At 55.9% G+C, this 22,068-nt stretch carries 18 protein-coding genes; 12 read left to right on the top strand and 6 right to left on the bottom strand.

Annotated features, from left to right (window positions below; translation table 11 throughout):
* Positions 1-22: 22 nt before the first annotated feature.
* The 3 genes from hslU to OE750_RS05910 all read left to right on the top strand — a co-directional run bounded on the left by hslU (position 23) and on the right by OE750_RS05910 (position 4,196).
* Positions 23-1,333, top strand: a complete 1,311-nt coding sequence (gene hslU, locus OE750_RS05920) for an ATP-dependent protease ATPase subunit HslU (protein ID WP_263762449.1) — start codon at positions 23-25, stop codon at positions 1,331-1,333.
* 166 nt (positions 1,334-1,499) lie between these two features.
* On the top strand, positions 1,500-2,342 hold the full coding sequence (locus tag OE750_RS05915) for a PRC-barrel domain-containing protein (RefSeq protein ID WP_263762447.1): 843 nt from the start codon (positions 1,500-1,502) through the stop codon (positions 2,340-2,342).
* 231 nt (positions 2,343-2,573) lie between these two features.
* Positions 2,574-4,196: a thiamine pyrophosphate-binding protein gene (locus OE750_RS05910; protein WP_263762445.1), complete on the top strand. Its 1,623-nt coding sequence runs from the start codon at positions 2,574-2,576 to the stop codon at positions 4,194-4,196.
* A gap of 97 nt (positions 4,197-4,293) precedes the next feature.
* Here the strand turns inward: OE750_RS05910 and OE750_RS05905 are convergent, their stop codons facing one another.
* Positions 4,294-5,337: a succinylglutamate desuccinylase/aspartoacylase family protein gene (locus OE750_RS05905; RefSeq protein WP_263762443.1), complete on the bottom strand. Its 1,044-nt coding sequence runs from the start codon at positions 5,335-5,337 to the stop codon at positions 4,294-4,296.
* A gap of 755 nt (positions 5,338-6,092) precedes the next feature.
* Between OE750_RS05905 and OE750_RS05900 the strand changes: the two genes are divergently transcribed.
* Positions 6,093-9,542, top strand: a complete 3,450-nt coding sequence (locus OE750_RS05900) for an Ig-like domain-containing protein (RefSeq protein ID WP_263762440.1) — start codon at positions 6,093-6,095, stop codon at positions 9,540-9,542.
* A gap of 114 nt (positions 9,543-9,656) precedes the next feature.
* On the opposite strand, the gene OE750_RS05895 is transcribed toward OE750_RS05900, so the two are convergent.
* Positions 9,657-10,562, bottom strand: coding sequence for a LysR family transcriptional regulator (locus OE750_RS05895; protein ID WP_263762437.1), 906 nt, complete (start codon positions 10,560-10,562; stop codon positions 9,657-9,659).
* A gap of 93 nt (positions 10,563-10,655) precedes the next feature.
* On the opposite strand from OE750_RS05895, the gene OE750_RS05890 reads away from it, so the two are divergent.
* The 5 genes from OE750_RS05890 to OE750_RS05870 all read left to right on the top strand — a co-directional run bounded on the left by OE750_RS05890 (position 10,656) and on the right by OE750_RS05870 (position 15,103).
* On the top strand, positions 10,656-11,699 hold the full coding sequence (locus tag OE750_RS05890; RefSeq protein WP_263762436.1) for a M14 family metallopeptidase: 1,044 nt from the start codon (positions 10,656-10,658) through the stop codon (positions 11,697-11,699).
* Positions 11,696-12,202, top strand: a complete 507-nt coding sequence (locus tag OE750_RS05885) for a GAF domain-containing protein (protein ID WP_263762434.1) — start codon at positions 11,696-11,698, stop codon at positions 12,200-12,202. The genes OE750_RS05890 and OE750_RS05885 overlap by 4 nt, the downstream gene beginning before the upstream one ends.
* Positions 12,203-12,212: 10 nt before the next feature.
* A complete protein-coding gene (locus OE750_RS05880; RefSeq protein WP_263762432.1) occupies positions 12,213-13,205 on the top strand; it encodes a TRAP transporter substrate-binding protein in 993 nt (330 codons plus the stop codon).
* Positions 13,206-13,271: 66 nt separating this feature from the next.
* Complete coding sequence (locus tag OE750_RS05875) at positions 13,272-13,778, top strand: TRAP transporter small permease subunit (RefSeq protein ID WP_263762430.1); 507 nt, start codon at positions 13,272-13,274, stop codon at positions 13,776-13,778.
* Positions 13,779-13,789: 11 nt separating this feature from the next.
* On the top strand, positions 13,790-15,103 hold the full coding sequence (locus OE750_RS05870) for a TRAP transporter large permease (protein WP_263762428.1): 1,314 nt from the start codon (positions 13,790-13,792) through the stop codon (positions 15,101-15,103).
* Positions 15,104-15,242: 139 nt separating this feature from the next.
* Here OE750_RS05870 and OE750_RS05865 read toward each other — a convergent pair whose 3' ends face one another.
* A complete protein-coding gene (locus tag OE750_RS05865; protein ID WP_263762426.1) occupies positions 15,243-16,037 on the bottom strand; it encodes an SDR family oxidoreductase in 795 nt (264 codons plus the stop codon).
* A gap of 268 nt (positions 16,038-16,305) precedes the next feature.
* Entirely contained in the window at positions 16,306-16,998 is a 693-nt protein-coding gene (locus OE750_RS05860; protein ID WP_263762424.1) for a DUF4386 domain-containing protein, read from the bottom strand.
* A 135-nt stretch (positions 16,999-17,133) separates the two neighbouring features.
* On the opposite strand from OE750_RS05860, the gene OE750_RS05855 reads away from it, so the two are divergent.
* On the top strand, positions 17,134-18,033 hold the full coding sequence (locus OE750_RS05855) for a LysR family transcriptional regulator (RefSeq protein WP_263762422.1): 900 nt from the start codon (positions 17,134-17,136) through the stop codon (positions 18,031-18,033).
* 457 nt (positions 18,034-18,490) lie between these two features.
* Here OE750_RS05855 and rsgA read toward each other — a convergent pair whose 3' ends face one another.
* A complete protein-coding gene (rsgA, locus tag OE750_RS05850) occupies positions 18,491-19,573 on the bottom strand; it encodes a ribosome small subunit-dependent GTPase A (RefSeq protein WP_263762421.1) in 1,083 nt (360 codons plus the stop codon).
* A 517-nt stretch (positions 19,574-20,090) separates the two neighbouring features.
* Here rsgA and OE750_RS05845 point away from each other — a divergent pair.
* Both OE750_RS05845 and OE750_RS05840 read left to right on the top strand, forming a co-directional pair.
* A complete protein-coding gene (locus tag OE750_RS05845; RefSeq protein WP_263762419.1) occupies positions 20,091-20,564 on the top strand; it encodes a GNAT family N-acetyltransferase in 474 nt (157 codons plus the stop codon).
* 144 nt (positions 20,565-20,708) lie between these two features.
* Positions 20,709-21,164, top strand: coding sequence for a carboxymuconolactone decarboxylase family protein (locus tag OE750_RS05840; protein WP_263762417.1), 456 nt, complete (start codon positions 20,709-20,711; stop codon positions 21,162-21,164).
* 164 nt (positions 21,165-21,328) lie between these two features.
* Here OE750_RS05840 and OE750_RS05835 read toward each other — a convergent pair whose 3' ends face one another.
* Complete coding sequence (locus tag OE750_RS05835) at positions 21,329-21,781, bottom strand: GNAT family N-acetyltransferase (protein WP_263762416.1); 453 nt, start codon at positions 21,779-21,781, stop codon at positions 21,329-21,331.
* Positions 21,782-22,068 lie beyond the last annotated feature (287 nt).

Here is a 22,068-nt window from a genome sequence, read left to right as displayed (position 1 = left end):
CTTCGAAAAGCGAGACCCTAATATGACAGACCTCACCCCCCGCGAAATCGTCTCCGAACTGGACCGCTTCATCATCGGTCAGGCCGATGCCAAGCGCGCGGTTGCCGTAGCGCTACGCTCCCGCTGGCGGCGCAAGCAACTGTCTGATGATCTGCGCGATGAGGTCTACCCTAAGAACATCCTGATGATCGGCCCGACAGGTGTCGGCAAAACCGAAATCTCCCGCCGCCTCGCCAAGCTCGCGCGCGCGCCCTTTATCAAGGTGGAGGCCACGAAATTCACAGAGGTCGGCTATGTCGGCCGCGATGTAGAGCAGATCATCCGCGATCTTGTCGATACCGCGATCCTGCAAACCCGCGAGCACATGCGCGAAGACGTGAAGGCGCGCGCCCATTCCGCCGCCCAGGAGCGCGTCATCACAGCCATCGCAGGTGAAGATGCCCGCGAAGGCACGCGCGAGATGTTCCGCAAAAAGCTCAAATCAGGCGAGCTGGACGATACCATCATCGAGCTGGACATCGCCGACACCTCCAACCCTATGGGCGGCATGTTCGACATCCCCGGTCAGCCGGGCGGCCAGATGGGAATGATGAACCTTGGCGAGATCTTTGGCAAGGCCATGGGCGGGCGCACCACGCGCAAAAAGCTCACAGTCGCCGAGAGCTATGAGGTGCTCATCTCAGAAGAAGCCGACAAGCTCCTCGATGACGAACTCGTCACCAAAGCCGCGCTCGAAAGCGTCGAGCAAAACGGCATCGTTTTCTTGGATGAAATCGACAAAGTCGCCACCCGCCAGGATGCCCGCGGCGGTGATGTCTCCCGCGAGGGCGTGCAGCGCGATCTCTTGCCGCTGATCGAAGGCACAACCGTCAGCACCAAACACGGCGCAGTCAAAACCGATCATATCCTCTTCATCGCTTCGGGTGCGTTTCACATTGCAAAGCCGTCTGATCTCTTACCCGAGCTGCAAGGCCGCCTGCCCATCCGCGTCGAGCTGCGCGCGCTCACCGAGGATGACTTTGTCCGCATCCTCACCGAAACAGACAACGCCCTCACCCTGCAATACACCGCTCTCATGGCAACAGAAGAAGTAAAAGTCGGCTTCACGGAAGACGGCATCAAAGCGCTCGCCAAGATCGCCGCCGAGGTGAACTCCACAGTCGAAAACATCGGTGCGCGCCGCCTCTACACCGTGCTCGAGCGCGTCTTTGAAGAGCTGAGCTTCACAGCCCCCGACCGCGCAGGCGACAGTGTCACAGTCGATGCTTCTTTCGTTGATGCCCATCTGGGCGAGTTGATGAAATCCTCCGATCTGTCTGGCTACGTGCTCTAAAGAGCCACTCCACTTATTTATCCTTTTCAGTAACTCGAAAGAATGCGTTGGCCAAAAGCCGCGCATTTTTTCATTCATTTTTACAACAAGGAACCAACCCGAAATCCGCGTGTTGTTTGGGCAGACCCGCTGGAAACATATCCAGCCTGAAACGAGAGGAGAAATCATGACACGTTTTTTAGCTACAGCCGCAACAGCACTGGTTCTCGGCACAGCCGCCTATGCAGACAATCACGGTGATCATTCCGGTACATTTTCGGAGATGACCTACGATCAAGCGATGCACCTGAATGCATCTGAAGTGATCGGCTCGCGCGTTTACGCCACCGAAAACGATGTGCAAAACACCGTCGAAGCTGATGGTGAAAAAGAATGGGATGACATCGGCGAAATCAATGAAGTTGTCCTCACCCGCGATGGTAAGGTGCAAGCCGTAATCATCGGCGTTGGCGGCTTCCTCGGAGTGGGCGAGAAAGACGTTTCGCTCGACATGTCACAACTCAAAATCGTGACAGAGCAAAACAATACAGACGACTGGTTCTTTGTGGTCAACGCATCAGTCGCTCAAGTCAAAGATGCTCCAGCCTATGAACATAACATGGACGAAGCCGGCATGAAAAATGCGGAAAAGGCCGATGCCGAAATCGAAGCCAGCAATTCGCTTGATAGCAGCGATGGCCGCCCCATGCTGAGCCAGCCTGACATCACACGTGACGGCTACGCCAATGTAGAAGCCGACGAGCTTACAGCCGAAAACCTGACCGGTGCCCGCGTTTACGGCGCCGAGGATGAAGACATCGGCGAGGTCGGTGAGCTCCTGCTCACCGACGATGGCAAGATGGACCGCGCCGTGATCGACATCGGTGGCTTCCTCGGAATGGGCGAGCATACGATCGCTGTCTCATTCGATGAAATGCAAATCGTGCGCTCCGACGATGGCAACGATGTGCGCGTTTACATCGACAGCAGCGAAGAAGCGCTGAAAGCCCAGCCTGAATACGAAAGCTAAGACCTTTCCAGACCAAGCCACGGGGCCGGTGCACTGCACTGGCCCCTTTTTGTTCTGCACATGAAACCTGTCAAAACGAACTGAGCGATCCGTCATAGCGCGCTAGTTTCACGCTAAACCATAAATACTTGCGTAAATGCCGCGTAATTTATGTGTATATCTGGTAATTTCGCGCACATTACGCGCCTCATTTGCGTTATCTTTCTCGCCAGCGAACAGGAGAGCAAGCCCATGTCAGCCCAAAAATACGTCTATCAAAACATCGCCCGCGCCGTGGCCGATCATGGCGTTGATACAATGTTCGGCCTCATGGGAGATGCCAACCTGTTCATGGTCGACAGCTTCGTGCGCGATTGCGAGGGCAGGTTTGTGCCCGCCGCGCATGAGGGCAGCTCCGTGCTCATGGCGCTCGCCTATACCCATGTTTCGGGCAAGGTCGGCGTTGCAAGCATCACCCACGGCCCTGCCCTGACAAACTGCATGACAGCCCTCACCGAGGGCGCGCGCGGCCATATCCCCATGGTCCTGCTCGCAGGCGACACCCCCGCCGCCAACCCGCGCCACTTGCAAAGCATTGACCAGCGCGAGGTGGTTAAAGCCACAGGCGCAGGCTTCGAGCAAATGCGCACACCCGAAACTGTCGCGATGGATGTCGCCCGTGCGTTCTACCGTGCTCAGGTCGAGCGGCGGCCCATCGTGCTCAACATGCCCGCCGATTTCATGTGGCAAGAGGCTGCGCATGAGCCCCGCGTGCTCGATGTTTTCACAGCGCCCGGCGGTGTGGCCGAGGGTGACATCCTCGACAACGCCATCGGCATGATCGCCTCCGCCCGCCGCCCGCTCATCCTCGCTGGCGCGGGTGCGGTGAAGGCCCGAGAGCAGATCATCAAGCTGGCCGACCGCCTTGAAGCCCCCCTCGCCACCACGCTCAAGGCCAAGGGTCTCTTCAAGGATCACCCTTACAACATCGACATTTTCGGCACGCTCTCCACCCCTGCCGCCTACGAGCTTATCGCCCAGTCCGATTGCATCATCTGCTTCGGCGCCTCCCTGCATGACTTCACGACAGATCAAGGCAAGCTCATGAAAGACAAACGCATCGTCCAGATTGACGTGACCCCCACAGCCATAGGCGGCGGCCTTCACCCCGATGCTGCGCTTGTCGCCGATGCCGGCCTCACCGCCGAGACGATCCTCTACTGGCTCGACGAGGCCGAAATTCCTGCCAGCGGCTTCACCAGCGACCTTGACATCGACAAGCTCACAGAACACCCCGTCGGCCCCAACAAAACAGCCGAGGGCTGTATCAATTACATTCACGCGCTGGAGCGGCTTGAAGAGGCGCTGCCCAAAAACCGCCTCCTCGTCACCGACGGGGGCCGCTTCATGACAGAAGTCTGGGTCCGCCTCTCGGTTGAAGGCCCGCAAAGCTTCGTCGCCACAACAAACTTCGGCTCAATAGGCATCGGCCTGCAAGAAGCCATCGGCGCAGGCGTCGCCGCGCCCGACAGGCCTGTTGTCATGTTCACAGGCGATGGCGGCTTCATGATGGGCGGCATCAACGAGTTCAACACAGCCGTCCGCCTCGGCCTCGATCTCATCGTAATCGTCGCAAATGACTCCGCCTACGGCGCCGAGCACATCCAGTTCATTGATCGCAAAATGGACCCCTCCCTGACAGAGTTCCACTGGCCCTCGTTTGCCGAAATCGGAACATCATTGGGCGGCCACGGCTTCACTGTGCGCAACACCGAAGAGCTGGAAGAAGCCCTCGCCGCCCTCCCCAAGCGCACCGGCCCCGTGATGATCGAGCTCAAGCTTGATCCTCACGATGTTCCCCGCATGCGGATCTAGTGCGCCTCGCCTTAAACTTGCATCGCCAATACCCTGCCAGGCTGCGCCTTCTCGGGATATTGGCGATACATTTGTTTCAGGTTAAAGGCGAAACGCTTTAGATAATCTCATCCTCGTCAAAAAGCGCAGCTTCCTCAAGTTGCGTTGTCAAATCATCCATCGCCGCCTCGGCTACATCTGCCGATTTCACCGCAGCAATGTGAAACAGCGCATCGCCCTCATGCACAACAGGCATGACAGCGCGGCCAACAATGATCCCGCTGTATTTTGTGGCAACCTCAATTTCTCGTTCCCCGAACGGGTCGGCAATCGCGGCGACAATATCACCCTCCTGCACCACATCGCCCTCACTTTTGAAGCTGCGCAAAAGGCCCCCCGCAGGCGCCCGCAGCCAGTGACTGTCCGAGCATAAAAGAGAACGCGCCTTCGGCTTGGCAATCCCCGCAGTTGATAGCAAACCAACCTCGCTCAACACCCGCAATATTCCCGCAAGCCCCGCGCGCACAGACATCTCGTCAAAGCGCATCCCTTCGCCCGCCTCGTAAAGCAGCACGTCGACACCCTTTTTCTTCGCCTCTTGCCTCAGGCTCCCGTCGCGCAACCCGCTCGTCAAAATCACAGGCGCACCAAACACCTGCGCCAACCGCATCGTTTCACGGTTCTTCGCCGAAACCCGCACTTGCGGCAGGTTCACACGGTGAATGGCAGCGGAGTGCAAATCAATCCCGAGCGAGCAACGCGCGACAATTTCGGTCATAAAAATATCCGCCAGCCGCGAGGCCAGCGAGCCATGCGGCGAGCCGGGAAAACAGCGGTTCAAGTCACGCCTGTCAGGCAAGTAACGCGAGTGATTGAGAAAGCCGAAAGTGTTCACAATCGGCACAACAATTAGCGTGCCATGTAGCGCCTTGAGGTTCTTCGCGCGCAAAAGCCGACGGACAATCTCAACCCCGATCACCTCGTCACCATGGATGCCCGCGGAAATAAAAATCGTCGGTCCGTCCTTCTTGCCATGCAACACATGCGCCGAAAGCGTCACAGGCGTGTGGTCCGACAAGGTGCTGACAGGAATATTCACCGTCCGCCGCTCTCCCGCGCCGACACGCTCCCCCGCAATCTCAAAACTCTGCCGCTTGGTCATACTTCGCCTTCCCTGCTCAGCCGAAAGCTGTCGCAGGTTTGGCGACAAAGTCAATTTCTTCTGCCCCCAAAGCCACGGCCACCTAGCGGTGTTTGCTGTTGCGAAGGAACCTTCGCGTTAAGGGATCACTGTAAACGCTGCAATCTAGCAAGCCATCGCTGCGAAACTATGGGCAGTGAGCGGTCGTTCCGGACTAGTGAAAACGCTCTCGCCCAGTTGGGAGGAAGCAACCGTTCAGGTTGGTTAATGTTTCCCCCCAGACGCAGCTTCAGCGAAGGTTGAGACTGAGCTCACCTTGCCGAAATCCTTTCGAACATGCGGAATGCCGCGAGGCACTCGTCTAAAGGGAATGTTCATATCACAGAGCGGCGTTCAAACGTTCAAATGAGCCACGCCAGCAACATTCGAACTATGGCGGGAAAAAGCTATTGACCTCACGCGGCGCGTCGGGTTTTTAGGGCGGGCTTGAAGACCTGTGTCGATAAGATCGGCGACACTAAAATGCTCAACACATATCTCGAGGTGTTTGGGTCCGAGCAACACGGTCGAACCCTGTGGCGTCCTTTGTGGAGTGCCTCATTTCGTAATGTTGTCTGAAGAGAGAAGAAATCAATATGGTCTTTCGCACTGTTACTCTTGGGCGTCTCGCCCTTGTCTTTCCTGCAATTCTGCCCCTTTCGTCACCCGCCGCAGCAATGATTGATTCAGAGGATTATGAATTTCGGCAAAAAAATATATTTTTCCAAGAGAATGTCATGGTCACTTTCATTAAACTCATTCGGTTACGGCTTTTTCTTGGTTTTGTAATGTCCATGTTCTGGGTTTTTGCGGGCGTCAGCGTCGGCCATGCGCAAAGCGTAACTGTTTCAGACTTCCGGCTTCAGTCGGACGGAAACTGCGGCGCTGGTGGGGCCTCGACCACTTTTCTTGCAAACGCTCTAGGTCCAACGGGTTCTACAGATGAGACGGATGCTGGTGGAGACCCCATTGACTGGATAGCGTTCTACCTGACCGACTCAGCCGGTGTGATCCTCGGTAGTGCGACGTTTAACGCCCCTGCAAATAGCTTTCTGGCGAATGACTTTTTCGGTACCGTCCAAAATCAGCCAACTGCGCTCGGGAATTTCACTTTTTACGTTTATGACGTGGATACCAGTGCTCCCGACCAGTCAATCGGCGCAACTTATTCTGCGAATGGTCGTGAACTCGGTTCAGGCTCTTTCGATGCTGCTGCATTGGACAATGATTGTACGAACATCGTTATTACCGACACACCTCCTGCTTTTTCTACTGCTTTCGCGCCAGGCACAATTGACGAGGGTAACGTCTCGACGCTGCGCTTCACAATTGACAATACGACCAGCTCCAATGCAGCGACAGGGTTGAACTTTATCAACAACCTGCCCGTTGGTGTTATCGTCGCGACGCCGGCGAACGCTTCAACGACCTGTACAGGTGGAACGCTCAGCGCCTCTCAGGGGTCGGGCACAATCAGTTACTCAGGTGGCACCGTTTCTGGAGGTGCAAGCTGCACAGTTTCAGCGGATGTGACATCCGTAGCCGGGGGAACTTACCTCAATGTTACAAGCAATTTGACGTCCGGTCTTGGCAACTCCGGCACGGCAAGCGCCACTCTGAATGTAACGGCTGTTCCGCCCACGATCACCATTGCCCCGTTAAGCGGCCCTGTGGCGGGTGTATACACGGCTGTCATCACCCTGTCCGAGGCAAGCACAGACTTCGATGACAGCGATCTGACCCTGACCAACGCAACAGCGACGCTCACGGGGTCGGGCACAAGCTATACCGCAACCCTGACACCCACGGCCGATGGCCTCGTCGCCCTGTCAGTCGCGGCGGGCCGCTTTACCGACGCGGCGGGCAATGGCAATACGGCCTCGAATGAAGTTACGATGTCCTATGACGGCACGCCACCAGTGATACGACCCATTGGTAACCTCTCTCTTGAGGCTGGTCCCGGAGGGACACGTTTGGTCGGGTTCAACACAATCGTTGATGACAATGTCGACACCGGAATCAGCCCAATATTTTCGTTGGGCGGCACTGTGATTACCAGTCCTTATGCTTTCCCGGTAGGGGCAAACCTTATCAAGATCAATGCAACGGATTCGGCAGGTAACCCAGCCCTCGAGAGTGAGTTCACGTTGACCATTACGCCAGGTACGGGGCCGGCTGCACCTACCCTGACAGCAGCAACGATCAACCCGAACCGGTCGATGACGATTGTGGGGACAACTGAGGTGGACGCGAGGGTTACTATCACATTTCCCGACGCAAGCGTGCAAACCGTCACGGCGACAGGCGGCAGTTTCTCTGTCACCTCGACCGCAGATATGGTCGGAGGCACCGTTTCGGTCACCGCAGAAGACAGCTTGGGCAATGAGTCGACTGCCGCAACCGTTGATTTGTTCCCGGACTATGATGCCCCGACAGTGAGCATTGCGGCCTTTGCCGGGCCGACCGCAGGCACCTACACAGCTGAAATCACCCTGTCAGAGGCGAGCACAGACTTCGATGACGGTGATCTGACCCTGACCAACGCCACCGCGACGCTCACAGGATCGGGTGCAAGCTATACCGCAACCCTGACACCCACGGCCGATGGCCCCGTCACCCTGTCAATCGCGGCGGGCACCTTCACTGACGCGGCGGGCAACGAGAATACGGCCTCGAACGAAGTTGCGACGTCCTATGACGGCACACCACCCACGATCGTGATCGGCGCGTTGTCGGGGCCGACCGCAGGAACCTACACGGCTGAAATCACCCTGTCAGAGGCAAGCACAGACTTCGATGACAGCGATCTCACCCTGACCAATGCAACAGCGACGCTTACGGGGTCAGGCACAGGCTATACCGCAATCCTGACACCCGCGGCCGATGGCCCCGTCGCCCTGTCAGTCGCGGCGAACCGCTTTACCGACGCGGCGGGCAATGGCAATACGGCCTCGGACGAGGTGACAGCGGTCTTCGACGGCACGCCGCCAACTGTCAGCATTACGAACGCCCCGGCCACGGTAAACGCTCAGTCTACCTTCACTGTTACCATCACCTTCTCGGAAAATGTCACAGGCTTTGACAGCTCGGACATCCTGGCATCAAACGCAACCGTCAGCAGCCTGACAGGCAGTGGCGCAGTCTATCAAGCAAGCCTCACAGTATCAGGCAGCGGAGCCGTCACTCTGGTTGTCCCAGCAGATGCGGCTGTCGATGGCAGTAACAACGGGAACCTTGCATCTAATTCCGTCAGCATTGCCGATGTTACAGTAGAGCAGACGCAAGAGTTGATCGCGTCATTTACGCAGACCCGTGCCAACCAACTTATCCGCAGCCAGCCCGGCCTGTCAGGCTTCATGTCAGGACAGGCACGAGGCGGGTTTGGTGTGAATGTCACACGCGGCCAAAGCCAGTTCAACTTTGCCAGTAATCCAGACTATCCGGTCTGGATGCAGGCGCAGGGATCATGGTCATCAAACACAACCAGCAAAAGCGGGTATATGTTTGGCGCGTTGGGCAGCCACCGGAAAGTGGGCGAAAACCTGTTGATCGGTGCGATGGTGCAGCTTGACCACCTGACAGAAGACACCGGTGTGGCTTCGGTCAGCGGTACAGGCTGGATGGTCGGCCCCTACTTCGTCGCCAAGAGCGCCGAGCAACCGGTCTATTTCGAAGGTCGGCTTTTATACGGCGAGACCAACAACACGATCTCTCCCTTTGGAACATACGAAGACAACTTCGAAACCACGCGCGTTCTGGTGCAATTCAAGGTGACGGGAGAGTATACATATGGGACCGCCACGACCCTGTATCCGTTCTTAGATGCCTCATATGTCACAGACGACCAGCACAGCTATGTTGACAGTCTGGGCAACACGATCCCGGGACAAGGCATCAACCTTGGACAGATCGAAGTTGGTCTTGATTTCAAACATGAAATCCCTGTGAGCTCGGGTGAGCTCGAGCTTTTGGGCGGTATGTCCGGAATCTGGTCGCAGACCGGCGGCAGCGGATACGCCTCGACGATTTCACCAGACTACGAAGGCGGCCGCATGCGGGTCGAGTTGGGTATAAACCGCGTGTTGTCCTCCACCCGAAAATTCAACGCCGCGACCTTCTACGACGGCATCGGCGCCAATGGCTTTGAAAGCTTTGGGTTGAGCTTGGGCTATGAAATGCAGTTCTGATCACTGGCAATGTTTAAATAAATGTGTGGAAGGTTGTTCCGTGTATCCGTGCAATCATGACCGGAAATTCTGCAGAAGTTATCATCTGGGAATGCGCAAGCGTCAAAGGCGCTGTTAGTTGTCGAACTCGGGTGCAGCGCCGCAATATGCCTTGAGGTATTCAAGGAACTTCGCCTGATCAGACCGATACTGGCGCCGCTTCATGACAGAGTAATGATATTGCATCTCGATATGCGGGACATAGGGGCGCCAGACCACCTTTTCGGACTGGACCCACATCCGTGCGCCAAACGGCTCGATAATGCCGACGGCCAAACCGCGCGCGATGATCGAATAGGCGGTATGGGCGGTGTCGACTTCATAGTTGTCCTTGAACGCAACACCTTCCGATTTCAGTTGTGAAAAAACTTCGCTCCACCGCGCAGGGCCATCAGGCATGATCCCCAATATCGTTTCGCCCGCCAGATCGCTGGCGCAGATCGTTTTCAGCGCCGCGAGCCGGTGACCGACAGGCAGGGCGCAAACCTGCCGAACGTTGCCAAGCAGAATTCGCTCTGTTCCGCGCAAGTTTGGCAGTTGCGCAGCAATCGCAATATCGACAGAGGAGTTTTGCAATCGGACGATGAGCTGTGACAAGCGGTGAGAGTGGATCACAACTTTGGTCTTTGGAAACCGTTGATGAAATTTTTCCAGCACAGGCGGCAGTAGGGTGGCTGCGAGCGAGTGGGTCGCCGCCACGCGCAGCACTTGCCCCGTATCGCCGCGAATGTTCTCGGCAACTTTTTCCAGCCGACCAAGGCCAAGGAAGTTTTCCTCGACGCTTTCGAAAAAGCGGGTTCCTTCAGGGGTCGGAATTAGCGCGCCTTGCTTGCGCTCGAAGAGGCTGAATTTGAGGTGGGCCTCAAGGTCAGAGATCAAACGGCTTACCGCAGGCTGGCTGACGTTCATCTCAGCGGCGGCGCTCACCATTGAGCCGGTGATCATGATGTGGCTAAAAGCTTCAAGTTGGCGGAATTTCATGCGCCTTCATAACATTTATGCATATCATATTAAATAAAATAGTTTGATGATATGCCCCCGATTTCTCTACCTTGTTGGAATGTAGGAGCTGCCATGTCCGAATCCATCAACTACTTTTCTGCGACATATGAAATTGCGCGTAAGCGCTTTCTGAGTGCTGCCAACGCGGCGGGCTTACCCGTCCAGACCTTTGTTCACCCGGTTCAAGATCCGTTGTTGGCGGAGGCCGCAGTGGATGTGGTTCGGATCGGACCGAAACCTGCCGCAAAAGTGCTGTTTGTCACATCGGGCGTCCACGGCACAGAGCTGACAGCCGGTTCGGGAGCGCAACTGCCCCTGATCGAGATTTTTACCAAAGAGTTGCCAGAAGACACTGCCGTTGTGCTGGTACACGCCGTCAACCCTGTCGGTTGCGCGCGACTGACACGAACTGATGAAAACAATGTCGACCCCAACCGCAACTTGCCGAAGAGCTTCGCAACTTTGCCGGAAAACACCGAATACAACTCGCTGCATGCCGCCTTGTGCCCGGTTGATTGGGAGGGCAGCCAAGCTGCATCCGATCAAGCGATAGCCGACTACGTCGCCAGAAAGGGCGATCAGACCCTGATACAAGATGTCCTGCGCGGCCAGCACAGCCACCCCGACGGTTTGTTTTTTGGCGGGCTGGAAGAAAGCTGGACCGTTCGCAATCTCACGAAAATTGTCAAAGAGCATTCCGAAGATGCCAGCCAGTTGGCAATCGTTGATATACATACAGGCGTCGGGCCCTACGGCTTTGGCGAGGTGATGCGCATGGACCGGCCTGCTATTGCCGGTGCAGAATGGGAAAAGATCGGCAATCTTGTCTGCGATGTGCTCGACCTCGCAGAAGCGCCTCTGCCTCCCATCAAGATCATCCTTGAGTTCGGAACCTACACTTTTGACCGTGTTCTGACTGCCTTGCGGGCTGACAACTGGCTGCGTCACCATGGCGATGTTCACACGCCGCTGGGCCGCCGGATAAAGGCCGATCTGCGCGATGCCCTGTTTGCGGATGACCCTAAATGGCTTGATGATGTCGTCAGGCAAACCGTCGCCTGCTGTCATGCAACCCTTGCTGAAATGCAGCAGAATGCTGAGGTGAAAAAGGCATGAGCCAATCTGACGCCACAGCAGAATTTGACGCGGCGCTTGCCACAGCGGTTCGGCCCGAACAGGCCTATGACGCCTTGCAAAGGCTAGTCGAGCGAACTATTGGCGCACGCCTGTTTACCGTGATGGATGTTGTGCAGGACGAAATGAAAGGCCGCCGCGCCTTTACCAGCGATCCTGTCAGCTATCCTGCCTCTGGCTGGATCACTTTGCGGGAGAACAACTGGTTTGACACCGTCATTCGCCACCACAAAACCTATGTCGCCAATGACATAGTGCAGATCACCAGGGACTTCGCCGACCACGCTCTGATCGAAAGCTTGGGGTGTCGTTCCATCGTCAACCACCCCGTCCTTATGAGCGGCACATTGGTGGCAACAATCAACATGCTGCACGAAGAGGGCCATTTCACGCCCGAGCGTGTGAGCACCATAGCCAAGGTGCTGAACCCCCGCGCCCTGGCTGCTTACGAGCACTACCAAAACCTGAAAGCCAACAGAGAATAGGAGTATCACAATGTCACGACTGACAACGCTGGCGGCGGCCGCCGCCGTCACCGCAACAAGCTTCGCCACGACTGTTTTTGCGCAAACGACGCTGAACCTTGCCAATGAGTATCAGGACACTACATTCGCCGCTGTTGCGGATAAGTTTTTCATCGAAAAGGTTGAAGAGCTGACGAGCGACTCGGTGAAAATCAACTACTTCCCCGGCGGCTCGCTCGGCTTCAAATCTGCCGACCACTTTGACGCCACGGGTGATGGCGCGATCGAGATCGCGGATACATTCATCGGCCGTTTGGCCGGCATTGATCCTGTGTTCAGTTTGCCGTCGATGCCCTTCCTTGCAACAGATAAGGGCAAGGCGCTCGCTCTCGAGGCCGTGCTGCGCCCCGAGTATGACCGCGCGTTTGGGGCAGCAAACCAGATCTATCTCTTCAGCACACCTTGGCCTCCATCTGGCATCTGGACAAAAGAGCCTCTGACATCGCCTGAAGACCTTCAGGGCCTGAAAATCCGGGTTGCGGATGTACCCTCGATGCAGACGTTCAAAAGCGCTGGCGCGAACCCGCTTGAGATCAGTTGGGGCGATGTCGTTCCGCAGCTTTCCGCAGGCGCAATCGATGCCGTTGTTTCATCGGCGGAGGGTGGCACGAACATCAAATTGGGCGACTTCCTGCCCTATTACACCACCGTCGATTATGTGATCCCGGCCAATGTTGTTCACATGAACAAAGACGCCTTCGACGCACTTTCCGCAGACGAGCAAGCAGCCGTGCTGCAAGCTGCTTCCGAAACTTCAACCTTCATCTGGGCCAAGCTCGAAGAGCGTCTGAGCAACACCTATAATGATCTGGCAGAGCTCAAGGTCAACGTAAACCGTGAAGTTGATCCAGCTCTAATGGATGCGCTTGCCAAGGCAAGTGCGGGTGCACTGGACGAATGGAAAGCCAAGATGGGCGACAAGGGACAAGTGATCCTTGATGCTTTTGCCGCGGCAACCAACTAAACGAAAACACTATGGGCCATACCGACGGTGTGGCCCGTTTTAAAACTTAACTGATAGGACACCGCATTGACCCGCTTTCTTGCAAGCTACGCCGCCTTTACCAGCCGCTTGTCTGCGTTTGCCGCACAGCTCGGAATGGTCGCGATTGTCTTGATGGCCGTGCATATTCTTATCGAAATCACCCTGCGGGCATTCTGGTCAACCTCTACTTTCATACTTGATGAGTTCGTGGGCTACGAAGTTGCCGCGATGACGTTTCTCGGGTTGGGGGCCGCGCTCGATGACAAGGTGCTCTTGCGTGTAAACTTGCTTTTGTTACCTCTAAAAGGCTGGCTCCGCGTCGCTGTCGAGCTGTTCAACGCGCTCGCTACCTTGGCGGTTTTCAGCTTTCTGACCTTTCACCTTATTCGCCAGACGATCCGCAGCTTCGAGCGCAAAACAACATCGCTATCGATCTTGGAAACCCCGCTCTGGATTCCGCAAAGCATTCTCGTTCTGGGCCTTGTGATCTTCTGCATTCAACTGACGGGGCTGATGGCCAAAGCCCTACATGTACCTGAAGATCTGGACTAGGAGCGCCACAAATGGACCCGTATCAAATCAGCCTTTTCGTTATGTTCCTTGTTATAGCGACCCTCGGGTCCGGCATCTGGATCATGGCGTCACTTTTGATCGTAGGTCTCATCAGCCAATGGGTCATCTCCGACTTCAGCCTGCTCAAGATGGGAACGATCTCGGCGACTATCATTGCGCGAAATTCGATGTCTTGGGAGCTGTCGGCCATCCCGCTCTTCATATGGATGGGCGAGTTACTCTTCCGAACAAGGTTATCGGTGTCCATGTTTGAGGGCCTGACACCCTTCGTGAACCGCATCCCGGGCCGCTTGCTTCATACCAGTGTTCTGGGCTCGACAATGTTTGCCGCCGTTTCCGGCTCGAGCGCGGCCACAACGACAACAGTGGGGCGGATCACTGTGGGCGAATTGATCGGGCGCGGCTATGACCGCTCTCTGACCATCGGCTCGTTGGCTGGAGCAGGCACCTTGGGCTTGCTTATTCCACCCTCAATTATCCTGATCATTTACGGGGTAATGGCAGAAGTTTCGATTATACGCCTGTTTGCAGCGGGCGTGTTCCCGGGCCTGATGATTGCCTTTCTCTACGGCAGCTACATCATCATACGGGCGCTCATCGATCCGAGTGTTGCACCCAAACGGGAGGAAACATATTCAGCGCGTGACATGGCCGTGGCCTTCTCCAAATTGTTACCAGTCATCGTGCTGATCGTCATCATCCTCGGCTCGATCTATTCAGGCTTGGCGACACCCTCAGAGGCAGCGGCAATCGGTCTGGCTGCGACTTTGATCATTACTTTGGTTCTACGTCAGCTGAACTGGGAGGTGTTCTACACCTCACTCAACAGTGCCGTAAAAGTTTCGGCCATGATCACGAGTCTGGTGGTTTGCGCGGCCGTCCTCGCGTCGTCAATGAGCTATGTGCGCCTGCCACAATCCATCGCCGAGATCATCGTTCAGCTGAACCCGTCAGAACTCCAGTTGATCATGTTGTTAATGGCGTTCTACATTTTCCTTGGGCTGTTTCTGGATGGAACATCCGTCACCGTCATGAGCCTGCCTATCACCATGCCGATTGTCATTGCCGCAGGCATTGACCCGATCTGGTTCGGCATTTTTCTGGTAATCATGATCGAGCTGAGCCAGATCACACCGCCAGTCGGGTTTAACCTGTTCCTGTTGCAAAGCTTGACTGGCGACAGCCTGCCCAAAGTCGCACGCGCGGCCTTGCCGTTTTTCTTTCTTCTCTGCCTTGGTGTTGCTATCTTATATGTCGCGCCAGGCGTGGCGACCTGGCTTCCCGGATATCTCTACGGCAACTGATCTGGCGGTTCGCAGCGTATATCAAACGTCGAGCTTGCTGGTCGAGGATTTTTCAGGCTTTCGCTTCGCATACGCGAATGTCCGGTTGCTCCCGGCAGCTTGTGGGTGCAAGCGTAAGAACACCCGCTCTTCTAGCATATCATCCGCCAGGCGTCGCAGCCGACCCGGCAAGGATACCGCCATCAATCGTCAGCTCTGTGCCGGTCATATACGCTGCCTCATCTGAGGCGAGCATCACGGCCAAAGCTGCAACCTCCTTCACGTCACCAAACCGCCGCATGGGTGTGTCCGCGACCATCGCAGCCTCCCGTTCTGCGCGGCCAGGACCATCGCCCAGCATCGGTTCCCACATCGGCGTCATTATTGCCGCCGGATGGATCGAGTTGCAGCGAATGTTCAGCCCTTGTGCCGCGCAGTAAAGCGCGACCGACTTCGTATGGTTGCGTATCGCGGCTTTTGAGGCGGCGTAAGCGGCGGCCATCGGAATGCCGACAAGTCCCGAGCGGGACGAGATGTTTATGATGCTTCCCGCTGCTTTCTCCCGCATGGCACGGATCGCGTATCGACAACCGAGGAATGTGCCGTCGTTGTTCACAGCATGGACGGCCCGCCAGTCGGCCAAGGACGCGTTCTCGGGGTCGTGAGCGGGCGGCGCACCGTCGAACGGCCCTTCAAATCCCGTAATACCAGCGTTGTTCACTAGCACATCAAGGACCGTAAAGCGCTCGGCCACCGTATTCCAATCAGCTTCGGAAGCCACGTCGAGTCGGGCGAAGGTTGCACCAATCTCGTCCGCAAGGGCCTGCCCGGCCTCGGCGTTGATATCGGTCAGGATCACGTCGGCGCCTTCATCGCGGAAGGCCCTAGAAATAGCAGCACCAATGCCTCGGGCACCCCCTGTTATAAGGGCGGTCTTGTTTTGTAGTCTGGGCATGCAAGCTCCGTGAAGTTCGCGTTAATGGAGTCCGGGCGCCGTTGGCCCGAAGCGCAGTTCCGCCCTATGGGCGGTTGCCGGATTACCGATAGCGTTTATCCATCGTCGTTTACTCCTCTTCGAGTGAATCAGGATATGAAACACAATCCTAGCGGTCAAGCTGCTGCAGCCGTCATCGCCGCCGCCGTTTCACGGTGGTCGCGAAAACCCTGATGAGAACTGCGCTTGGCTTGGCTCTTTCATACCGCAACCGGTGTGGTTGAACCGTTCAGGGCGTGGGGCGGCCACCGCGTATCAGCAGCCAAAGGCCAAAGCTGACTTCGGAAACCGTGACGATGACCAGCAGGGCGATAAAAGTGTAGTTGATAGCAGCGACATCGATGAATGTGAGCTTGGCAATGCCTTGAATCAGATAACCAAATGCACCGATGAACAGCCCTCGGCCCAACAGATGCGGCACTTTATCCGACTTCAGGATCAGCCAGCCAAGCGCCAGCAGGTGCACACCAAAGAACAGTTGCCAAACGAATACACCCATAGCATGCGCCTCAAGGCAGAATTGGACCATGGCGTGCAGCTGTGCAGCCTCCCATCCGGTCGTGCGTGTCAGCAGGATATAAGGCATGACCCAAAGCAGCAGATTGATCCCCATCACAGTGATCATACCAGCGCGAGAAATCAGAGCAGTCATCGCCACTTTTGGCCCTACTGCCTTGAACATGTGAAACAGAATTGCGGTGATCACCAGTTCAAACAGGATCACAGCACTGTCGGCCAATACGCCCAGCTTGAAGAGGCCTTGGTTGGCCAGAAGGTTAGCACTTGAAGTGGCGCCGTCGCTGGCGACGATTTGCATGGGCACATACCCGATGCTGAAACCTCCGCAAACCGCAATAGCCAGATAAAGGCCACCAGCCGTCCGGGCCGCTTGTGGGTCCCAATGTTGCGTTGATTGGCTCATGTCTTTTCCTTTTGTGGCTGTGTTGGCCTCGGTCAGTGGCGCTGGCCAAGATCGTCAGAGGGGTGCGTTTGTTCCTAGAAAGTCTTATACATCGGGCGCCTATTTATGCGAATTGACCAATTCTCTAATTTTGATATGCAGATTTGCATGGATTGGCGGTCGGTAAAATTTGACTGGAATAAAGCCCGTGCCTTTCTGGTGACTGCGGAAGAGGGGTCACTTTCTGCTGCTGCCCGTGCTTTGGGCATGGCCCAGCCCACTTTGGGACGTCAGGTTGCCGGGTTGGAACAAGAGCTGGGTGTTGTGCTCTTCGAGCGCGTTGGACGTGGTCTCACCCTGACACCAAGTGGAATGGAATTGCTGGAACACGTCCGGATTATGGGTGAAGCCGCTGGCCGCATCTCGCTCGCGGCCTTGGGTCAGTCGCAGGCGCTGGAGGGGCCCATCAGTATCTCGGCCAGCGAAACCTACGCGGCCGTTTTGCTCCCGCCCATCGTAACTAAGCTGCGCAGGCAAGAGCCGGGTATCCATGTCGAGATTGTGGTCTCGAACCACGCCAGCGACCTGCTGCGCCGCGAAGCCGATATTGCAATCCGTAATTTTCGGCCGACAGAGCCCGACCTGATCGCCCAAAAGATCGGCATGGCTGATGCCATTCTTTATGCCGCGCCAGACTATTTGGCAACGCTGGGCCATCCGAAAACACCATACGATCTGCGTCATGCCGATTTTGTAAACATAGATCGCTCGGGCGGCATACTAAAAGGGTTGAACAGCCTTGGGCTCGGGTTGGCCGAGGCAAACTTTCCCCTGCTGACAGAAAGCTATCTGGTTATGTGGGAACTGGTAAAGCAAGGGGCGGCCATTGGCATTCTTGATGCGCAGATCGGCGATGCTGAACCTGGCGTCGTGCGCGTTCTGCCCGATCTGGAACCGCTTCGCTTCCCAATTTGGCTGGTGGCACATCGCGAGCTGACCACAAGTCGCCGCATTCGGCGGGTCTATGATTTTCTGATTGAAGAACTGAAGCGTTAAAGGCTTGGTTTACGCGTAACGCACGCGGTGGACGCCCCCTGCAAAGGTGACATGTCTTTTGTGAAACTTTGAACCGACCAGATATTCCGGTGCCGAGACCCGATCCATCCCCAAGCGGCGAAGGCGATCTTGGATTGGTTGGTGGGTTAAGCGCGAAATGGCGCACCTCGAATGGCTTGCCTTCGCGCCTGACCGCCATGTCCACATCGGGGACCGACGTGTAAGCAATCCAGCCATTTTCATGGTCTGGCGGTGTCCCGGCCAACCCCGCGCCCGCTTCGTAACCGGTTAGCACATGGACAAAATCCTGCTCGCTGCCACCCCATGCAAAACCCGATGCCCGCTCGCTTTCATACGTCCGGTTGGCGACATGCTGGTAAAATGCCATCGAAAAAACCCTGTCCGTTTTGAAAAGGTCGTGCCATGCGATTTGACCTGCTTTCGACTGCGTCATGTCTTACCTCCTGACATCTTTGAGCTTTTTAGCGCCGCGAACCATCTTCCCGAATGCCTTGTCGCGCGACCTGCGTTCCGCAAGGCTTGCGGAGTTGAACGCGTCTTCGGCCATGAGCTTGCGCCATCTGCCAAGCCGGCTGGCATCGAGAATGCCCTCATCAATAGACTTCAGAACAGCACATCCCGGCTCGGTCTCGTGCTGACAGTCGTTGAATCGACACCGCGCGGCCAACTCCTGAATATCGGCAAAGAGATCATTGATTCCTTCCGCTGCATCGGTGAGCTGCAATTCCCGCATGCCGGGGGTATCAAGGATCAGACAGCCGTTAGGTGCCGCATGAAGCTCACGCCGCGTCGTCGTATGCCGACCCTTTGCATCGTCCTCGCGAATGGTCTGGGTCTCGATGGATTGGCTCTCGAGCAACGCATTGGCCAACGTAGATTTCCCAACACCGGATGAGCCGAGGAACGCCACCGTCTTGCCTGGCTTGCACCACGGGGTCAGTTCTATCCGGGGCGCGTCTCCACGGGCGTCAAGTGCAACCACGTCGATCATTTCCGACACCGAGCAGGCCGCGTCTATGTAGCTTTGCGGGTCCGTCACGAGGTCGGTCTTTGTGACGACAATGACGGGCGTGATCCGTGCTTCAAACGCAAGGGCGACATAGCGTTCCAGTCGTGCAACGTTGAAATCCTGATTGCAGGATGTGACGATAAAGGCCGTATCAATGTTCGCCGCGATCAGTTGTTCCTGCCGGTCCGTTCCGGGCGCGCGCCGCTTTATAAGGCTTGTGCGCTCAAGAACCCGGCTGGATCGCGGGCGCGAAGAATCCAGCATCAGCCAGTCCCCGACAGTTACATCGGCTCTGGGTGGAAGTGTCGTATCGATGCCGTCACCGAGGACGTGCAGCCCGGTGCGATGCACTTCGACAACGCGAACGGGGGGTGTCGCAGCCAAATCTTCCACACTGATTTGTTGGGCGAAAAAGGGATGCCATCCCAGTGCAGGAAGAGGGTTGATATTGCCGTTTGATCCGGCGTCGCGCGCGCGACGCGGAAGGAAATCTGAGTAATCCCTTGTCATAGGGTGTCCACTTTCATGTCTCTGGCCCAAGTCAGATTTGGGCGCTGATGGTAGGAAATGAGTGCGCACATCAAACGTGTCCGTCAGCTACGAGATGACGGGTGTGTTTTAAACGTTGTATGTGCTCCGGGAGGCGCACTGCCTCCCTTCCTTACCAGGACATAAAATCTCCATTTCAGATAATGAGTAGATAGGACGAACAGGTGCACAACACAAGCGTTGACAGCTGATTTTAACGCTTCACCAGCTATCAGAAGCGACCATTCAACGGGACGAAAGACAAGTCAACTTCACCCCGCAAACTGTAAATTCTAGCCGCCCCAGATTACACACACGCAGCAAAAGTCTGGTTTGACGGGCCGCACCACAGTGAAGTCGGGCGGCAGCTAATGGCGCTATGGGCCTTTGTACGACATTAAAAGAAGGCTGATATCGTGCCATTAGAATAGCCACCTATTGCTCGCAAGCAGGAGTGCAATTAAATCGAGCCTACTTACCATTGCCAACGGAAGCCACATTGAAACACGAGATTATCTTTGCCCGATTGCCCGAGATTGAGCCAAACGAAATCATCGCTCATATGTCTGATCCTCGTGTTGCGGAGCACATGCCGCTTCTGACATCTGAATGGGATGTTGCCGCTGTGACGAAATTTGTTGAGACCAAAGAAGACTGCTGGCGGCGCGATGGACTTGGGCATTGGGCTATATTGTCTAATAGTAAGTACGTGGGTTGGGGTGGTTTCCAAAGGGAGGGGGACGAGTGGGACTATGGTCTGGTTCTGAAGCCAGAATCTTTTGGATTGGGCACACGCATTTCGAGAAAAGCAATCGAGTTCGCCTTTGCGGATGACCGCATCCCCTTTGTAACTTTTCTGCTGCCGCCATCACGTAAAAACTTGGGTGCGCTTACGAGGCTTGGGGCAACATTTGTCGATAAGATAGAGTATGATGGGGCAACATTTCTCAAGTATCGGCTGGAAACAGGATGACCACTTCGTCCGCGCTCCAGACATCGGCCACCGCCGCAAGTCTGGTTTGAGTCCCTGATTGACCAATGCTACGTAGCGCACGAATTCGACTTTGACGTTCGTTCGCCCTTTAGGCTAAACGAGAAAAATTCAAGGAGCATAACATTGACCGAAACAGGCCGTATCTCGCCACAAGAGGTTTCTAGGGAGACCTACAAAGCGATCGCTGCCGTAGACCAGAAACTCTACGGGTCGTCTCTTGGCAAGCCCTTGATCGAATTAGTTAAGGTTCGCGTTTCGCAGATCAACGGATGCGCTTTTTGCCTCGATATGCATAGCCAAGCAGCGATCAGCGCGGGTGTTTCAGAACGTAAGCTCATCCTGCTTAATGGCTGGGATGAAGCCGCAATCTGGTCGGAGAGAGAGCGGGCGGCACTCGGCTGGGCTGATGCCGTGACAAAGATCGGTGAAAGTCGTGCCGCCGATACCGCCTATGAGCCTTTGATTGATCTCTTCGACCAGAAAGAGATTGCAGATTTGACTATGCTTATTGGCCTGATGAACCTCTGGAACCGCCTCGCGATTGCCATGCGCTATCAGATTCAGCCTGAAGCCAGCTAGAGACGAAACGCTTAAGCGCACGAAGGCTCGACGCGGTCATTCGTGCGCCTGTTCTACCGCTCCAAAGAGAAGGGCTTTTGGCTTGGCCCCGGATGTCTCCCCCTATAATGCTCCGCCGGTCGAGTGATACAGCCGGGCAAGAGAGCTCCTGCCCGGCCCGTTACTCAGCGTGTCAAATGCAGGGCTGCATTCTCGAACGGATAGCCCAAATCATCCACATCGCGCCGAGACACCTCCCTGAAGCCAAGAGCGGCATAGAAACGGACGGCCTGTTCGTTCTGAGTGTAGACCTCAAGTGAAAGCTCATTCTTTTGTTCCAAGGCATGAGCGATCAGCTTGCGACCAACGCCCACGCCTTGCTGGTTCGGCGCGATGAATATTCCACCGATAAAACTGCCCAGAAGACTGATAAAGCCGATGGCCGCTCCCCCATCACAGGCAACCCAGGTTTCGCTTTTCGGAAGGTATTCTTGCTCAATAAGCTGGCGCTGCTCTAGAAGTCGCGGCTTGCCGATGAACGGATGAGCCTTCAGGGATGCTTCAAGCCAGATGCCCGACAGTTTTTCGGTATCCGTCACCGCGTCAAACGGCCGGATTACAATATTTTGGTTCTTCATGAGAACTCCATAGAATTTATGCAAAAAGGATCGGCAACCAATGTGCCGAGCGATGCCGCTACATGCGGTTCAATCGAAGCCTCTGTGCATAAATCTCCTTATATGGTTCCTCCGAAAATACCCTACAGCTCTGAAACCGTCAATTATCCCTAACGTTCAAAACGGGCCCTACCACCCCCCCGAACGCCCCATTAACCAAATTTCGCAACCAAAAATTACGTTTAGCCGGTGCACGCATGGTGCACGGGTTGTGCACGCTTTTCACCCCCGTGTTTTGCGCGGGCGCC

The organism is Lentibacter sp. XHP0401 (assembly GCF_025751535.1).
Classification (GTDB): Bacteria; Pseudomonadota; Alphaproteobacteria; order Rhodobacterales; family Rhodobacteraceae; genus Lentibacter.
The sequence above is the reverse complement of the archived record's forward strand: the minus strand, read 5'-3'. Positions and strand labels throughout refer to the sequence as shown.

Coding starts and splice junctions, on each gene's coding strand:
- hslU (WP_263762449.1), top strand. CDS start 23: ATGACAGACCTCACCCCCCGCGAAATCGTCTCCGAACTGGACCGCTTC.
- OE750_RS05915 (WP_263762447.1), top strand. CDS start 1,500: ATGACACGTTTTTTAGCTACAGCCGCAACAGCACTGGTTCTCGGCACA.
- OE750_RS05910 (WP_263762445.1), top strand. CDS start 2,574: ATGTCAGCCCAAAAATACGTCTATCAAAACATCGCCCGCGCCGTGGCC.
- OE750_RS05905 (WP_263762443.1), bottom strand. CDS start 5,337: ATGACCAAGCGGCAGAGTTTTGAGATTGCGGGGGAGCGTGTCGGCGCG.
- OE750_RS05900 (WP_263762440.1), top strand. CDS start 6,093: ATGGTCACTTTCATTAAACTCATTCGGTTACGGCTTTTTCTTGGTTTT.
- OE750_RS05895 (WP_263762437.1), bottom strand. CDS start 10,562: ATGAAATTCCGCCAACTTGAAGCTTTTAGCCACATCATGATCACCGGC.
- OE750_RS05890 (WP_263762436.1), top strand. CDS start 10,656: ATGTCCGAATCCATCAACTACTTTTCTGCGACATATGAAATTGCGCGT.
- OE750_RS05885 (WP_263762434.1), top strand. CDS start 11,696: ATGAGCCAATCTGACGCCACAGCAGAATTTGACGCGGCGCTTGCCACA.
- OE750_RS05880 (WP_263762432.1), top strand. CDS start 12,213: ATGTCACGACTGACAACGCTGGCGGCGGCCGCCGCCGTCACCGCAACA.
- OE750_RS05870 (WP_263762428.1), top strand. CDS start 13,790: ATGGACCCGTATCAAATCAGCCTTTTCGTTATGTTCCTTGTTATAGCG.
- OE750_RS05865 (WP_263762426.1), bottom strand. CDS start 16,037: ATGCCCAGACTACAAAACAAGACCGCCCTTATAACAGGGGGTGCCCGA.
- OE750_RS05860 (WP_263762424.1), bottom strand. CDS start 16,998: ATGAGCCAATCAACGCAACATTGGGACCCACAAGCGGCCCGGACGGCT.
- OE750_RS05855 (WP_263762422.1), top strand. CDS start 17,134: ATGCAGATTTGCATGGATTGGCGGTCGGTAAAATTTGACTGGAATAAA.
- rsgA (WP_263762421.1), bottom strand. CDS start 19,573: ATGACAAGGGATTACTCAGATTTCCTTCCGCGTCGCGCGCGCGACGCC.
- OE750_RS05835 (WP_263762416.1), bottom strand. CDS start 21,781: ATGAAGAACCAAAATATTGTAATCCGGCCGTTTGACGCGGTGACGGAT.